At 46.2% G+C, this 15,702-nt stretch carries 12 protein-coding genes and 1 riboswitch; of the genes, 5 read left to right on the top strand and 7 right to left on the bottom strand.

All coding sequences use genetic code 11. The annotated features are described in order from the left end of the window. Positions 1 to 4: 4 nt before the first annotated feature. The 3 genes from VNE01S_RS11080 to torD all read right to left on the bottom strand — a co-directional run bounded on the left by VNE01S_RS11080 (position 5) and on the right by torD (position 2,889). Entirely contained in the window at positions 5 to 598 is a 594-nt protein-coding gene (locus VNE01S_RS11080) for a TfoX/Sxy family DNA transformation protein (protein ID WP_053393792.1), read from the bottom strand. 192 nt (positions 599 to 790) lie between these two features. Next, positions 791 to 878, bottom strand: a riboswitch (cyclic di-GMP riboswitch). Positions 879 to 1,020: 142 nt separating this feature from the next. Beyond that, positions 1,021 to 2,028 carry an HTH-type transcriptional repressor PurR gene (purR, locus tag VNE01S_RS11075; RefSeq protein ID WP_053393793.1) on the bottom strand — a complete coding sequence of 336 codons (1,008 nt, stop codon included), beginning with the start codon at positions 2,026 to 2,028 and terminating at the stop codon, positions 1,021 to 1,023. A gap of 213 nt (positions 2,029 to 2,241) precedes the next feature. After that, positions 2,242 to 2,889: a molecular chaperone TorD gene (gene torD / locus VNE01S_RS11070; RefSeq protein ID WP_053393794.1), complete on the bottom strand. Its 648-nt coding sequence runs from the start codon at positions 2,887 to 2,889 to the stop codon at positions 2,242 to 2,244. Positions 2,890 to 3,125: 236 nt separating this feature from the next. On the opposite strand from torD, the gene torR reads away from it, so the two are divergent. Then, positions 3,126 to 3,839 (top strand): two-component system response regulator TorR, encoded by a 714-nt coding sequence (torR, locus tag VNE01S_RS11065; RefSeq protein WP_053393795.1) that lies wholly within the window; start codon positions 3,126 to 3,128, stop codon positions 3,837 to 3,839. A gap of 53 nt (positions 3,840 to 3,892) precedes the next feature. On the opposite strand, the gene elyC is transcribed toward torR, so the two are convergent. Beyond that, entirely contained in the window at positions 3,893 to 4,696 is an 804-nt protein-coding gene (gene elyC, locus VNE01S_RS11060) for an envelope biogenesis factor ElyC (protein ID WP_053393796.1), read from the bottom strand. Positions 4,697 to 4,809: 113 nt separating this feature from the next. Between elyC and cmoM the strand changes: the two genes are divergently transcribed. The 4 genes from cmoM to mukB are packed head-to-tail and all read left to right on the top strand — an operon-like array spanning position 4,810 to position 12,107. Continuing rightward, complete coding sequence (gene cmoM / locus VNE01S_RS11055) at positions 4,810 to 5,601, top strand: tRNA uridine 5-oxyacetic acid(34) methyltransferase CmoM (protein ID WP_053393797.1); 792 nt, start codon at positions 4,810 to 4,812, stop codon at positions 5,599 to 5,601. A gap of 2 nt (positions 5,602 to 5,603) precedes the next feature. Further along, positions 5,604 to 6,941 carry a chromosome partition protein MukF gene (gene mukF / locus VNE01S_RS11050; protein ID WP_053393798.1) on the top strand — a complete coding sequence of 446 codons (1,338 nt, stop codon included), beginning with the start codon at positions 5,604 to 5,606 and terminating at the stop codon, positions 6,939 to 6,941. Then, the gene (mukE, locus tag VNE01S_RS11045; protein WP_053393799.1) at positions 6,922 to 7,653 is read left to right on the top strand and encodes a chromosome partition protein MukE; all 732 of its coding nucleotides are present in this window, start codon (positions 6,922 to 6,924) and stop codon (positions 7,651 to 7,653) included. The genes mukF and mukE overlap by 20 nt, the downstream gene beginning before the upstream one ends. Next, positions 7,650 to 12,107: a chromosome partition protein MukB gene (gene mukB / locus VNE01S_RS11040; RefSeq protein ID WP_053393800.1), complete on the top strand. Its 4,458-nt coding sequence runs from the start codon at positions 7,650 to 7,652 to the stop codon at positions 12,105 to 12,107. The genes mukE and mukB overlap by 4 nt, the downstream gene beginning before the upstream one ends. Before the next feature lie 140 nt (positions 12,108 to 12,247). On the opposite strand, the gene VNE01S_RS11035 is transcribed toward mukB, so the two are convergent. Genes VNE01S_RS11035 through VNE01S_RS11025 form a run of 3 tightly spaced genes read right to left on the bottom strand, consistent with a single transcriptional unit; the run spans position 12,248 to position 15,502 of the window. Continuing rightward, the gene (locus VNE01S_RS11035) at positions 12,248 to 13,237 is read right to left on the bottom strand and encodes an alpha-L-glutamate ligase-like protein (protein WP_053393801.1); all 990 of its coding nucleotides are present in this window, start codon (positions 13,235 to 13,237) and stop codon (positions 12,248 to 12,250) included. 3 nt (positions 13,238 to 13,240) lie between these two features. Continuing rightward, positions 13,241 to 14,746 (bottom strand): inactive transglutaminase family protein, encoded by a 1,506-nt coding sequence (locus tag VNE01S_RS11030; RefSeq protein WP_053393802.1) that lies wholly within the window; start codon positions 14,744 to 14,746, stop codon positions 13,241 to 13,243. A gap of 12 nt (positions 14,747 to 14,758) precedes the next feature. Beyond that, positions 14,759 to 15,502 (bottom strand): ATP-dependent zinc protease family protein, encoded by a 744-nt coding sequence (locus tag VNE01S_RS11025; protein ID WP_053393803.1) that lies wholly within the window; start codon positions 15,500 to 15,502, stop codon positions 14,759 to 14,761. Positions 15,503 to 15,702 lie beyond the last annotated feature (200 nt).

Raw genomic sequence — 15,702 nt, 5'->3', positions numbered from 1 at the left:
AAACTTAGTCATTTAACATACTGAGTAACTCTTCTCTGCGCGATTGGGGGATCACAGACCAGTGTGTACCATTGATCGCGCCCTCTAAAGCCCAAAGCAGCTCCATGTTTAAATCGGATGTGTGCGTCGATTGAATGGCTTTAAATGCCTCAACAGCACCTGCTTTTTCAAGCGACTCGACATCTGAGATACCCGCTTTTTTCAACATACGCTCTGTTGCTAGGCGTAGGTTAGGCAAGTCTTTGAGACGATTTGGCTTGGCTTGTGCCTGAACTTGTTTATCTTGCTTGGCTGCTTCGAGTGCTTCTTGTGCGATATCAAGCGTGCGCTGAGCGTCATTTGACCAGTCTTCCGTCAAAGCAAAGTACTTTGTCACTACCGGGAAACCACGCTTTTTATAAACGTATGGTTCAAGCCCTAATGTCTTAAATTTCTTTGTCAGTTCATCATCTGCTCTAATGTGCAGCTTGTCGTTTACCACAAGGGCAAACATCGTATCATCGGCAAAGATGCCGAAGCCGCCAAACATTGAGCGAGAGTGGATTTTCCCTAGACGCTGAAATAGCCTCATAGAGTCTTTAAGTATTGGTTTATCCATGCAGTCTTTTCTCGGTGTATATCAATACGCCACCAATTCAGGTCCGAGAGATTAGCAAAATTATGCAGATACTTTGTCAATATGGTGTCATACAGATATGCAATAGTCTGTAAAGATTGAGCCTCTGTCGCAAATTAAATAGTACAGAGGGTTTGTTAAGTTTCTCTTAGTATTGCATTTGCACTCTTGCCGTTCGGCAACCCCGCTACCTGGTAACAATGTACTTGAAGGCCGGTGGCTTTGCGTCCTACCCTTTCGGAATAGTTTGCCCTGTTCGTGGCTGTGGTCGAACATTCAGAGGATAAATAAAAATCGTTCAGATTATCATGACGACATCATTTAAATGTGATCTTGCTTCAGTAAAGGGGCGGGTGGTGTGCGTTTAACCATCAATTAATCAAAGGGTTAAACGCACAATTCGACTATTTATTCAAATCACGTACTGTGCAACGTTCCACTATTTCTGGGTGCATTTCAAATACACGCTTCTCGTGTTCTTTGTCTTTGATACGCTCTAGAAGAATTTCAAACGCGTTTTTACCAACACGGCGTTTTGGTTGGTGTACAGTCGTCAATGGTGGAGAGAAGTACTCTGCTAGCTCGATGTTGTCATAGCCAATCACAGACATGTCTTCAGGTACGCGGATTCCTTTTTGTTGCAGTCTGCTCATCAGGCCAAGCGCCATCGTGTCATTGAAGCAAAAAACTGCTGAAGGTTTTTTGTCCATGGCGACGATTTTATCTGCTGCCAGTACCGCGGTGTCACACTCGAAGTTACCTTCTAAAATCCAGTCTTCATCAACAGCTAAGTTGGCTTCTTCCATCGCACGTCTGTAACCAGCGATACGTTCCTGACAGGCGAGTTTTTCAAAATGCCCACTTAAACAAGCAATGTCTTTATGACCATGATCAATCAGGTACTTAGTCGCCAAATAGCCACCTTCTTCCGAGTTATCAATGATTTTGTCTGCTTGAGAGCTTTCTGGGCCCCAGTCCATGATAACTTTAGGAATGTCTTTGTGACGTGCGAGCATTTCACTCAGTTCTTCAGTCAGATCAGAGCACATCACAAGAATGCCATCGACACGCTTTTCTGCCAGCATACGAATGTAGTCGCGCTGTTTCTCGTAGATACCACCTGTATTACACAGGATTAGCGTGTAACCCTGACGGTAACAATAACTTTCAACACCGTCGATAACTTCTGAGAAGAATAAGTTAGTCGACTGAGTGACTAGCATGCCAATGGTTCGCGTGCTGTTGCACTTTAAGCTACGAGCAACTGCACTTGGTGCGTAGTTTAGCTCTTTGACTGCTTCCATTACTTTTTCTTGAGTAGCTTCAGCAACAAAGCGTGTTTTATTAATTACATGTGAAACCGTTGTCGTTGACACACCAGCTAAGCGGGCAACGTCTTTAATAGTGGCCATAGAGTTCTGTCCTGTCGATAGCTGCCACGGAGGTATATTCAAGTTTAGAATAATTTGGCAGAAAGTATCAGAAACACAAAAACCGCTTTTTTAGCGGTTTGTATTCATTTCGTTCATTGTTATCGTTTGCGGCCAAGATTCTAGACTGCAAACCTTTTAAGAGCAAATAAAAGGTTTGCTGATCAGATTAAAGCCCACAAAGAATATGGGATTCTATTCACCGTTTAGATAGCGGCAATCCAATTCTAGGAAAGAGACAAGCAATTGAACGATCGCTGCGTAAAAGCCAAACTTATCCAGTTTCTGACATTTTGCAGAAAACTGTGGTGCCCAACTCAGCAAGTGTTGTTGAATGAAGTGCTCTTGTTCCTCTAAAGCGGAGTTTAGCTCACTTTCATTATCTAACTTATTGGAAAGAATGATTAAGTTGCCTAAGAAATCTAGTTCGATAGCGATATGATCTGCAGGCTCGTTAAGATTTTTATCAACGGTGATACCACGAGTTTGCATCAATGCTTCGATTTCTCGTGCAGGTTTATCATCCAATAACCCAGACTTACCAATGTACATAGACGCATATGGGAGGGCAGAGTCTTTGTCTGATTTTAGGAATAGGTCACAGAAGTCAGCGGCCAACTCTAGCTGTGCATCATCTCTGTCTAATAGACGATTGAGCGTATCGACGACTTTTGTAACAGCAGGTTTCAGCGACTCATTTTCGCCAAGACCTGACAGAAAAGAACGAATTTCTGCAGAATGATATTGTTCTAGGCCTTCTTGCGTTAGCTCTCTTGCCAATAGGCTTGATAGCCACCAATAGATTTCAGCGCGTTTTTCATTGAATGCTTTAATTTCTTGCATTAGGTGAGACTCCTAAGATAACTGTTGTGTAGTCTACAGAATAAAAATGAATAGCGATAATGCCGCTTGTGCTAGATTAAGATTGAATATAAATAAAAATGAACGGGACAGCGGGGTTTGTTTTGAATCAATAAAAAATCATCTTTCTTCGATTTAAAGTGACAAATACTAGAAATGTTACTAGTTATGAATAGAATACAGATTAATACGATGACCAATGTAAATAAGTGGTGTAAATGAACTATCACGTACTAGTTGTAGAAGATGACGCGGTAACTCGCAGCAAGCTCGTTGGCTATTTTCAGAATGAAGGTTACCAAGTAAGCGAAGCTGAAAGCGGCGAAGAAATGCGCGAATCGCTACAGAACAATGCGATAGATTTGGTGATGCTAGATATCAACCTTCCAGGTGAGGATGGTTTGATGCTAACTCGCGAACTGCGCAGTAAATCAGACATTGGGATTATCCTGGTAACAGGACGCACGGATAGCATTGATAAAATTGTTGGCCTAGAAATGGGCGCCGATGATTACGTAACCAAGCCATTTGAGCTTAGAGAGCTTTTGGTGCGCGTAAAAAACTTATTGTGGCGAATTTCAAACGCGCGCAGTGCTTCAGGGGTCATTGATGACACCAAACAGGATGAACACGTTGTTCGCTTTGGAGAGTGGACATTTGATATTCAGCGCCGCGCCTTAAGCCATGCCGGTGAACCTGTCAAATTAACCAAAGCGGAATATGAGTTGTTGGTAGCATTATCGTCGCACCCTAGACAGGTACTGAGTCGTGAGCGAATTTTGAATATGATCAGCCACCGAGTAGATGCCCCGAACGATCGTACGATTGATGTGTTGATCCGTCGCATGCGTGCCAAGATGGAGTTCGACCCTAAGAACCCACAAATCTTCGTTACGGTACACGGCGAAGGGTACATGTTTGCGGGTGACTAAGCGGGTAAAACAATCAGATAAAAAAATACCGAGGCTTTCACCTCGGTATTTTTTTATTCCTCATTTTCAGTAACAGGCAAGCTGGCTTTGTCAGGCTTCGATATCCAATCGCGTAGTGTTTGCCATAAGCGACCTAGCGTTTCGTGCCAGTAGCGCTCAGTTTGTTCTAGGTAAACCGCTTTAGGTGTGTACTTAACCCAAGGCTGAGTCACATTTTGATGAGCAAGGTAATTGGTTGGTGCAGGGTATGGATTCAAACCCGCCGCGTGAAACTCATTCAGTGCGCGCTCCATGTGGCTAGCCGAGGTGACTAGGATCAGTTTTTTATAACTGACAAACGCTGCAGCCTGACGCGCTTCTTCCCAAGTATCTTTCGCCGTTTCTAAAAGAATAATGTCAGACTTGGCGACCCCAAGCTCTAAGGCGACCTTTGCCATCATCCGCGCATTGCTGACTTCAGAACCGCCCGAATAGCCAGACAGAATCAGCTTTGAGCCAGGATAAATGCGCATAATACGGATCCCTTCTGTCAGACGCATTAAACCTGTGCGGCTTAGCTCAGAGGTTGGTGGGATTTCATCATCGACAACATGTCCGCTGCCAAGCACCATGACGTAGTCAATCGATTCGTCTACCGGAAAAAATGCAGTGTATTGACGTTCGAGAGGCATCAGGAGTCTGGAAGAAACAGGTTGAAATGCGATGAGGAAAATACCAATGAACGAGAAAAGGACGATAAAACAGCCTGTCTTCTGATTCCTTGTAAACATAATTAACATCAAGCCCGCAATACCGATGATAAGCATTGCAGGTAATGGCATAAGGAGTGAAGACAGCACTTTTTTCAGCTCAAACATACTAAATAGCCCGAAAAAACATCAGTTGATTATTTTTTAAGAGAAACCCTCTTTATTCCTGCTTTTCTTGTGACAGAATAGCAGCACGATTGGACATAATACCTTAAGCTGCTGTGACTGAAGACCGCAATTTCGACGATATTGCCCACAAATTTGCAAAAAACATATATGGCTCTGACAAAGGCGAAATACGTCAAGTCATTGTTTGGGAAGATTTAGAGCAATTACTAGCCAAAGTGGGTGGGCAGGAACAATCGCTCGAAGTCTTAGATGCGGGTGGCGGTTTAGCACAAATGTCACAAAAGCTTGCCAAGCTCGGACACCATATCTCGTTATGTGATCTATCTTCGGAAATGTTGCAGTTAGCAAAACAGGATATTGAAAAAAATGGCCTGCTTGAGCAGTATCGCCTGATTCATTCGCCCGTCCAAATGATAGAAAACCATCTGACAGATAAAGTCGATGTGGTCATGTTCCATGCGGTTATGGAGTGGCTGGCGGATCCTAAATCAGCATTGGAAACAGTACTACAGCAAGTGAAAACGGGTGGGGCGGCATCCATCATGTTCTATAACCATCATGGGCTGGTGTACAAAAATGTTGTGTGCGGCAATATCCCTCATGTGCTAGAAGGAATGCCGCACCGTAAAAGATTTAAATTACAGCCACAGAAAGGCTTGAAACCTGAAGACGTCTACCAATGGATCGAAGACGCAGGTTTTGAAATCTGTGGTAAATCAGGTATCCGCTGTTTTAGTGATTACATTGGAAATATGCAATACACAGGCGATTACCAGTATGAAGATGTGTTGGCACTCGAAAAGCAACTTTGTCGACAAGAGCCATACCTCTCATTAGGCCGTTACATTCATGTATGGGCTAAAAAGAAAGAAAAACAGGAATAACAATGAGTGAGATGACTCTCAATGCTGCAGAGCAACCAATCGATGAATTGGTCAGCTGGGTGAAGCAGCACGATTTCTCATTGAACCTGACGACTGAACGATTGGCTTTTCTGATCGCCATTGCCGTACTTAGCAACGAAAGGTTTGATGAAGAATTGGGTGAAGGTGAACTGCATGATGCGTTCTCTATCGTCACTCGGCTATTTGAAGAAACCGGAGACGCTTCGGCTTTCCGGGCAAACAACGCCATTAACGAACTGGTGAAACAACGATTAATGAGTCGTTTTACCAGCGAAATTACCGATGGCGCGAGCATTTACCGCTTGTCTCCTCTGGCAATCGGTATCACCGACTACTACGTACGTCACCGAGAATTTTCCAAACTACGACTTTCTATTCAACTGTCTATGGTTGCAGGCGAGATGGCCAAAGCTATCGAAGCGGCACAAAAGGGCGGTACACCGGGTCATTGGAAAAAGAATGTTTACGGCGTACTCAAATATTCGGTTGGGGAAATATTCGATCAAATCGATCTCAACCAACGTGTGATGGATGAGCAACAACAATCTGTTAAACAGCAGATTGCCGACCTGCTTAATAAAGATTGGCGTGATGCGATCAATAACTGTGAAGCGCTACTGTCTGAAACATCCACCACACTGAAAGAGCTTCAAGATACGCTGCAAGCAGCGAGTGACGAGTTACAGACTCAGATCCTCGATATTCAGGAAATCGTCTACGGTGATGATGAACTGGAATTTATTGAAGAAGCGCTATTTGGCTTGCAGATGAAACTGGATCGAATCACCAGTTGGGGTCAGCAAGCGATTGACCTGTGGATAGGCTACGACCGTCACGTTCACAAGTTTATTCGTACGGCCATCGATATGGATAAGAACCGTGCCTTCAGTACGCGTTTACGTCAATCGATAAAAGATTACTTCGATATGCCTTGGTATCTGACTTATGCAGATGTAGAAAGGCTCAGTGACCTTCGTGATGAAGCCCTGGTACTGCGTGACGATGAAGTGACGGGTCAGGTGCCAATGGAAGTGGAATACGAAGAGTTTCAACAAGTCAATGATGAGTTATCTGAGCGCATTGCAGACATGCTGAGAGTGCACAAAGAGCAAGGTACACCCATTGACCTTGGGGCTGTACTGCGAGACTACCTTGCCCAGCACCCGCGCACTCATCACTTTGATTTAGCCCGCATTGTCGTCGATCAGGCGGTTCGTTTAGGTTACTCAGAATCCGACTATCAAGCGATTCAACCAGACTGGCAAGCGATCAACGAATTTGGGGCAAAGGTACAAGCAAATGTCATCGACCGATACTAATGAATACATGCCAGAAAATCTGGTAAAAGCAATTTCTAACCCTCTGTTCCCAGCGTTGGATAGCATGCTGCGAGCTGGGCGTCATATCTCTAGTGAAGATTTAGACAACCACGCGTTGTTGTCTGATTTTGAAGTAGAGCTTTCATCTTTTTATCAACGCTACAACACTGAACTGGTGAAAGCTCCGGAAGGTTTCTTTTACCTTCGTCCGCGTTCTACGTCTTTGATTGGCCGAAGCGTATTATCAGAGCTGGACATGCTGGTGGGTAAGGTGTTGTGTTTCCTTTACCTAAGCCCAGAACGTTTAGCTCATGAAGGTATCTTCACCAATCAAGAATTGTATGAAGAACTCATCGCGCTGGCTGACGAGAAGAAACTCATCAAGCTGGCGACAAACCGCGCTAATGGCTCTGACCTTGATAAAGAAAAGCTGTTTGAAAAAGTGCGCACGTCTCTGCGTCGTCTGCGTCGCCTAGGTATGATCATCAATATCGGCGAAACGGGTAAATTCAGCATTAGCGAATCCGTGTTCCGCTTTGGTGCCGATGTGCGCGTGGGTGATGATATGCGTGAAGCACAGTTACGTCTGATCCGTGACGGTGAGGCCGTTGTGCATACCAAAGAGCCAAGCCAAGGTAGCCTGCTTTCAGAAGAAGAAAGCGACGAACATGAGCAAGTCCTAGAAGAAACTGTAGAAGAAGGTGAAGCATGATTGAACGTGGTAAATATCAATCGCTGACCATGGTGAACTGGAACGGCTTCTTTGCTCGTACCTTTGATATTGATGGTTTGGTAACAACGTTATCTGGTGGTAACGGTGCGGGTAAGTCCACCACAATGGCGGCCTTTATTACCGCTTTGATCCCCGATCAAACGCTGCTGCATTTCCGTAACACGACAGAAGCGGGCAGTAGCCAATCTTCTCGTGATAAAGGTCTGTACGGTAAGCTCCAGCCAGGTGCGTGTTATGCGGCACTGGATGTGGTTAACTCTCGTAACCAGCGTCTGCTTTTTGCGGTAAAACTGCAGCAAGTCGCAGGCCGTGATAAGAAAGTAGACATCAAACCTTTTGTTATCCAAGGCCTTCCAAGCCACGTAAAACCGACCGATGTGTTGGTTGAAAGCGTTTCGGCTACTCAAGCGCGTGTCCGTCAAATCAATGAAGTGAAAGACGCGATTGCAGAATTTGAAGGTGTGCAGTTCAAATCCTTCTCATCAATTGTGGAATATCACGCTCAAATGTTTGAGTTTGGTGTTGTGCCGAAGAAACTGCGTAACTCTAGCGACCGTTCTAAATTCTATCGCTTGATCGAAGCCTCCCTGTACGGCGGTATTTCAAGTGCTATTACCCGTTCTCTGCGTGATTATCTTCTGCCTCAAAACGGTGGTGTGAAGAAAGCATTCCAAGATATGGAATCGGCGCTGCGTGAAAACCGCATGACGTTAGAAGCGATCAAAACCACGCAGGCGGACCGTGACCTATTCAAACACCTGATCACTGAATCGACGAACTACGTGGCAGCTGACTACATGCGCCATGCCAATGATCGTCGCAATAAGCTAGATAAAACACTGGCTCTACGTTCAGAACTGTTTGGTTCACGTGAGACGCTGGTTGAACAAAACAACTTACTGAATCGAGTTCAGGAAGAGTTAGAGCTGCTTGTCGAGTCTGAATCTGCACTAGAGCAAGACTATCAAGCTGCATCGGACCACCTACAGCTTGTGCAAAATGCCTTGCGTCAGCAAGAGAAAATTTCCCGCTATCAGGAAGATCTTGAGGAGCTGAGTGAGCGCCTTGAAGAGCAAGTGATGGTGGTGGAAGAAGCACAAGAACGTGTGCTGATGGCAGAAGAACAAGCCACCGTTTCTGAAGAAGAAGTCGACAGCCTGAAAACTCAGCTGGCAGATTACCAACAAGCGTTGGACGTGCAGCAAACACGCGCGTTGCAATATCAGCAAGCGGTACAAGCGTTAGAAAAAGCCAAACAGTTGCTGGATGATGAAAGCCTGACAGCGGAAAGTGCCCAGACGCTGGTTTCTGACCTTAAGACCCAAGAGTCTGAAAATACCAACACACTGCTTTCGGTTAAGCACAAGTTGGATATGTCATCAGCGGCGGCGCAGCAGTTTGATACAGCACTGAAGTTGGTGCAAAGCATTGTTGGGCAGGTAGAGCGAAAAGAAGCCGCTGGCCACGCGAAGCAAGTGCTACAAAAAGCACGTAACGCGGAACACGTTGCGCAAAATGAGCAGCAGTGGCGTGCACAGCATCGTGATTTGGAGCGTAGCCTTAACCAGCAGCGCCAAGCGCGTGAGTTGGTGGATGGCTACCGCAAACAACACCATGTTGAGCTGACAGATGAAATCGCGTTTGAACAAGAGCGTGAACGTCACGCAATGCAGATTGAGTCGCTGGAAATGGCTCAAGAAGACATTCGTGAAGAGCGCAGTGAGCAACGCCGTATTGAGCAAGACTCTGCCAGTGAGATTCGCAAGCTTGAAGCGATTGCGCCGACATGGATTGCAGCAAACGACGCGCTGGAAACACTGCGTGAGCAGAGCGGTGCTGAGCTGCATGACAGCCAAGCCGTTATGTCTCAGATGCAGGTTGTTCTCGAGCAAGAAAAACAACAGTCTTTAGCCAAAGACAAGCTTGCTGAGCGTCGCGCTCAATTGGAAAACGAAATTGAACGTTTGGCCTCTCCGGGTGGTTCAAATGACTCACGTCTCAAAGGCTTAGCAGATACGCTTGGTGGCGTGTTACTGTCTGAAATCTATGACGATATCACGATTGATGATGCGCCATACTTTAGTGCTATGTATGGTCCGGCTCGTCACGCGATCGTGGTGTCTGATCTCTCTGGCATCGAAGAAAAGCTGGTGGAGCTGGACGATTGTCCAGAAGACCTATACATCATTGAAGGTGATGTGGATGCCTTTGATGACAGCTCATTCAATGCTGAAGAGTTAGAAGGCGCGGTATGTGTTCGTATGAACGAGCGCCAAATGCGTTACTCTCGTCTGCCTGAAATCCCACTGTTTGGCCGAGCTGCACGAGAACAACGTTTAGAGCTGTTACGCGTTGAGCGTGACGAAGTGGTGGAACAACACGCTAAAGCTGCGTTTGATTCTCAAAAGCTTCAACGTTTATACCAAGCGTTTAACAGCTTTGTCGCGAAACACATTCAGGTTGCGTTTGAATCAGACCCAGAGCAAGCGCTGGCAGGATTGCGTGAAAAGCGTAACCACGTTGTGCGCCTACTTGCGGATTTGGATGCAAAAGAGCAGCAGCAACGTTCGCAACTACAAAGCAGTAAGCAAGCTTTGTCTGCTCTAGATAAGTTAGCGCCTCACATGGCACTGATTGAAGATGAGACGCTACAAGCACGTTTTGACGAGCTAGAAGAGAAAATCACTCAGCTATCAGAAGCGAAAGCCTTCCTAAATAGTCACGGTAAAGCCCTAGCTGAACTGGAAAAAGTGGCCACTGCACTTGAAGCTGACCCTGAACAGTTTGATGCGTTAGAAGCGGAATATAAAGCCGCTGACCAACGCCTGCAGGATCTGAAAAAGCAAATCTTCGCGTTGTCAGACTTGGTTGAGCGCCGTCATTACTTTGCGTATTCGGACTCTGTTGACCTGCTAAACAAGAGCAGTGAGCTGAGCGAGCAGCTTAAGTCGAAGCTGGTTCAAGCAGAACGTGCTCGTACCCGTGCTCGTGAAGAGTTGAAACAGTCTCAAGGCCAGATAAACCAATACAACCAGGTATTGGCATCACTGAAGAGTTCACACCAAGCGAAGCTGGAAACTGTTCAAGAGTTCAAGCAAGAGCTACAAGAGTTTGGCGTCAACGCGGACGAGGGTGCAGAAGAGCGTGCAATGCGTCGTCGTGACGAACTGCAAGAGCGTTTACACACCTCACGCAGCCGCAAGAGCGAATACGAGCGCACGATTACCTCGACAGAACTTGAAATGAAAGGCCTTGCGAAACGCCTTAAGAAAGTTCAGAAAGAGTATGCAGAGTTGCGTAAGTTTGTTGTCGCGGCAAAAGCAGGCTGGTGTTCGGTGCTCCGCTTGGCACGTGAAAATGATGTTGAACGTCGTTTACACAAGCGCGAGCTGGCGTACATGTCAGCAGACGAGCTTCGTTCGATGTCGGATAAATCGCTCGGTGCACTTCGTTTAGCCGTCGCGGACAACGATGATCTGCGTGATGCACTGCGTCTATCAGAAGACAATGCTCGCCCTGAACGTAAGGTATTGTTCTACATTGCTGTCTACCAGCATCTTCGTGAGCGTATTCGCCAAGACATTATCCATACCGATGATCCGGTTGAAGCGATCGAAGAGATGGAAGTTGAGCTGGCGCGTCTAACCGAAGAGCTGACCCAGCGTGAAAACCGTCTGGCGATCAGTTCTGAATCTGCCGCTAGCATCATTAAGAAGACGATTCAGCGTGAGCAGAACCGTATTCGTATGCTAAACCAAGGTTTGTCTAACATTGGATTTGGTCAGGTAAAAGGCGTGCGCTTGAACGTTAAGATTCGTGAAAGCCACGAAATCTTGCTTCATGGTCTGGCTTCTCAACAAGAGCAACACAAGGATCTGTTTGAAACCTCTCGCTATACCTTCTCTGAAGCGATGGCGAAGTTATTCCAGCGTGTAAACCCACACATCGATATGGGGCAGCGTTCTCCTCAGGTATTGGGTGAAGAGTTGCTGGACTACCGTAACTACCTAGAGTTAAGCGTGGAAGTAAACCGTGGCTCAGACGGTTGGTTACAAGCGGAATCTGGCGCGCTATCAACGGGTGAGGCGATCGGTACGGGTCAGTCTATTCTATTGATGGTGGTTCAGAGTTGGGAAGAAGAGTCACGCCGTCTGCGCAGTAAAGACATTGTGCCTTGTCGCTTGCTGTTCCTCGATGAGGCAGCCCGCCTGGATGCGAAGTCTATCTCGACACTGTTTGAACTGTGTGACCGTTTGGATATGCAGCTTCTTATCGCGGCACCAGAGAACATCAGCCCAGAGAAAGGTACGACCTACAAACTGGTGCGTAAGGTGTTTAAAGACCACGAACACGTACATGTGGTTGGTTTGCGTGGCTTTGGTCAAACCGAAAAGCCGAAGAGTGAAGCCCAAGAGCTCATCGAAGAGCTGTAACAGTTCACTCTGCTAATATCGCAAAAGCCCGGCATTATTTAATGCCGGGCTTTTTAGTTTTCGCCACAACGATGGTGATGTTATTTAGGCTCGCAGGGATAACGAAAAGCCCTACTCGAATGAATAGGGCTTGGTGCTTTTTATGAAGTGCTGAACTTGGCCGCTGTACCAAATTGCTTCGCGGCGTAGGCCACTCGCTCTTCAGGAGTAGGGGAGCGCATCGGTGTCCCGATGTTCTCGATATGATGAAGTCTTGGAAGCAGGCCTGCTCCATTGGCAATTTGAATCGCTAAGCCCGGGCGAGCGTTCAGCTCTAACACCATCGGCCCTTCTTCCTTATCTAACACCATATCGGTTCCCATATAGCCTAACCCTGTCATCTCCCAAGCGCTAGACGCCAATACCAGCAAACGCTCCCAGTGAGGGATTTGTAAGGTCGAAAGGTCTTTGCCAGTATCAGGATGGTGAGTGACTGGTTGATCAAATTGGACCGCGCGGATCGCCTTACCAGTGGCAATATCAATACCTACGCCGACAGCACCTTGGTGAAGGTTGGCCTTACCATCAGAGGCTGCGGTAGAGCAACGCATCATTGCCATGACAGGATAGCCCTTGAACACGATGATACGAACATCGGGTACCCCTTCGTAGCTGAAACCATCAAAGCAGTCGTCAAACTTAATCAGGTTTTCGACAACCGCAACGTCGTTTTTACCACCAAGTGAAAATAGCCCCGCTAAGGCATTACTGATGTGGCGCTCAACATCTTCCTTATTGATGGTTGAACCGGAAGGCTTGGTGTATACCCCGTCTTTATGCGAAGTGACGACTAAAATACCCTTACCACCACTTCCCTGAGCAGGTTTAATTACAAAGCCGGGCCAATCTTTAACCATGTTATGAATTGATGGAACATCCGCTTGGTTACGGATCACGCCGATAAGCTTGGGCACTGTGGCACCAGCCGCCTCAGCAATGATTTTTGTTTTAAGCTTATCGTCCACCAAAGGGTATTTAGAGCGATCATTGTAACGACCAATGTAACTATGGTTACGTTGGTTCATTCCCATGATCCCCTTATGGCGAAGCTTATTTGGGGTAGTAAAACGCGAAGTTAAACGTGAAAGCATCGCTTAATCCTCCGCTAGTGGTTTAAAACGACGAAGCTCTGTTAAACGGTAACCTGTGTAAGTGCCTAGCAGTAGAATACCCGCCAGAACAATCAGCTGCAGACCGATAAAGTTAAAGGTTAAGTGCTGAATGAACGAGTTAGTCATCGCAAGGTAAACCAGTACAGCGGTCAATAGCGAGCCACCGCCTTGCAGCAACACTTCTTTTGCACCTTCTTCTTCCCATAAGATGGACATGCGCTCAATTGTCCAAGACAGAATGATCATCGGGAAGAAAGTGATGGATAAACCTTCGGTTAGACCAATCTTAAAGGCCACTACCGTAAAGATCGATATGATCATAATTACGGCAATGATCACCGCAGAAATCCTTGCGACTAAAAGGAGGTTGAGCCGGGAAAGGTAACTGCGAATCACCAGACCTGTACCAACAATCAGCAAGAAACCGACAATACCTGTCACCAGTTGAGTTTGTACAAACGCAACAGCAATCAGCACAGGCATGAATGTTCCCGAGGTTTTCAGGCCAATAATCACGCGCAGGAATACCACAATCAGTGCACCGATCGGGATCAGCATAATGGTTTTGAACATCGCTTGTTCTTCCAAAGGAAGACTATGAATCGAGAAGTTTAATAAACCGTCAGCTTGAACTTTGTCGTCAGTGGCTTGCTGAGGAGAAACCTCCTGAACAATCATCGAGAAATGCACTTGGCTGTTTTGTCCACCCATCAAATCCAGTAATGAAATATTGGACTGGTCCCAAATCAAGATGTTTTGAGCGGTGATGTGCTCTGCGCTTTCAGGGTTAAACAATACCCATTGTTTCCCGTCCCATACTTGATTCATGTGCTGAATGGTTTGGCGGCGTCTGCCATCTTCCAGCTCAATGACGCCAACCACTCGGCCATGAATTTGCGCATAGTCGAGTAGCTTATCTAACGCTTCCACCTTAGACATATCGTGCAGCAGCAACGCGGAGTTTTGGCTTTCGGAGTCATTCAGGGTTTTGATGAGTTCTCGCGTGAACGTGATGTCATCGGCTGAGCGCTGGTTGGCCAAGTCGATAAGTGCTTTAGCAGCGGCTTCTTTCGGGCCATCAAACGTTGGTGGCTCAATCTCTTCGTTAGGTTCGATCGCGTCTACATTGGCTTGCGGGTCAACCAAGAACTGCGCCTTATAGTAAATCGTTTGAGGACCGACTGCATTTCGGATGGACCACTCAGCACGGCGACCGGTTTCGGTATTGATGTAAGAAACGCCATAACCCGATGATGAAGAGGATTCACTAACGAGAGTAAAGCCATTTTGCGTGTTTGGAGCGGCGAGAGAGGCTTTAACGGGTTTGCCTTGGGCGTTAAATTCGACGCGGGCTTCAATATCCCACACCTGACGGGTTTCGCCTGGTGTCCATGGCACGCCATAGGTTTGGTGTCGGAAAATGCTCAGTGCGATACCGGCTAAGATGAGCATTGCAACCGAAACATAAAAAGGGACTTTGGATGTCATATGCGACCTTTCTTAGCTTTTTGTTTTTTTAGTATGAATGTATGTTTTGCTCACATCCACAACGGCAATATCGCGAATGAATTCACGGCCCAGAAGTACTGGGTGAGTCATTTGAGAGCGATCAGCTAATGTAAATTGTGCTTTTTCATGGATCTTACCCAGCTTAACCCATAGCTCGACCACTGCACGGCGTTCTAGCTCATCAGTCGTAGATTGACGAATTTTCACATAGCGTACGATAGGTGCTTCAATCCAGTTTTCTTCTGTCGGTGGCGTTTCACCGTCTGACAGGTGGAAGCGTACCCAGTTATCACCATTTCGTTCGAACTCTTCTATATCGATTGCATTTAAAGAAGAGGTAGCGGCACCGGTATCGACGCGAGCATCAAAAGATTGCTTAATGGCATCTATGGTTACTCTTTCAACTTCACCCAATACGATTTCATAGGTTGGGGTGGTTTGGACGGGTTCTGGGGCAGGAACGACGACAGGTGCATTTTTCTTTTTGACCTCTCTGATGACATCTCTTCTCACACGCAGAATTTCTTTATCTAGGGTGGCAATTTTGGATTCTAATGACTCTATGTACTTCTCTTGCTCACCAAGCTGGAGTGATAAGTTTTCAAGCTGGGTAGATATTTTATTTTCAGAGGCCTGAATAGAAGTGAGCGTTTCATTATGAAATTGCTCGCCTTTTGTTAACGCGCAGCCTGAAAGTAGCGCGATGGCTACGATTGGAGTCAATCTGGTTAGCATTGATAAACCTGACAATAGTTTTTAAGTATTTATAATTAAAGAGTTTAGCGTATAAGTTTCATCACCAACAACTTACTCCACCACAAAATAGCAACAAAGATAGAAGGGTTGTCTGTGAAAACTAAAATGAGGGTAAAAATTACCCTCATCTTGTATATAAAGCTTGTGTAGAGGTTAACGGTAAACGCCTGTTTATGAGT

The organism is Vibrio nereis NBRC 15637, assembly GCF_001591105.1.
Taxonomy (GTDB): Bacteria; Pseudomonadota; Gammaproteobacteria; order Enterobacterales; family Vibrionaceae; genus Vibrio; species Vibrio nereis.
The sequence above is the reverse complement of the archived record's forward strand: the minus strand, read 5'-3'. Positions and strand labels throughout refer to the sequence as shown.

Coding starts and splice junctions, on each gene's coding strand:
- VNE01S_RS11080 (WP_053393792.1), bottom strand. CDS start 598: ATGGATAAACCAATACTTAAAGACTCTATGAGGCTATTTCAGCGTCTA.
- purR (WP_053393793.1), bottom strand. CDS start 2,028: ATGGCCACTATTAAAGACGTTGCCCGCTTAGCTGGTGTGTCAACGACA.
- torD (WP_053393794.1), bottom strand. CDS start 2,889: ATGCAAGAAATTAAAGCATTCAATGAAAAACGCGCTGAAATCTATTGG.
- torR (WP_053393795.1), top strand. CDS start 3,126: ATGAACTATCACGTACTAGTTGTAGAAGATGACGCGGTAACTCGCAGC.
- elyC (WP_053393796.1), bottom strand. CDS start 4,696: ATGTTTGAGCTGAAAAAAGTGCTGTCTTCACTCCTTATGCCATTACCT.
- mukF (WP_053393798.1), top strand. CDS start 5,604: ATGAGTGAGATGACTCTCAATGCTGCAGAGCAACCAATCGATGAATTG.
- mukE (WP_053393799.1), top strand. CDS start 6,922: ATGTCATCGACCGATACTAATGAATACATGCCAGAAAATCTGGTAAAA.
- mukB (WP_053393800.1), top strand. CDS start 7,650: ATGATTGAACGTGGTAAATATCAATCGCTGACCATGGTGAACTGGAAC.
- VNE01S_RS11035 (WP_053393801.1), bottom strand. CDS start 13,237: ATGCTTTCACGTTTAACTTCGCGTTTTACTACCCCAAATAAGCTTCGC.
- VNE01S_RS11030 (WP_053393802.1), bottom strand. CDS start 14,746: ATGACATCCAAAGTCCCTTTTTATGTTTCGGTTGCAATGCTCATCTTA.
- VNE01S_RS11025 (WP_053393803.1), bottom strand. CDS start 15,502: ATGCTAACCAGATTGACTCCAATCGTAGCCATCGCGCTACTTTCAGGC.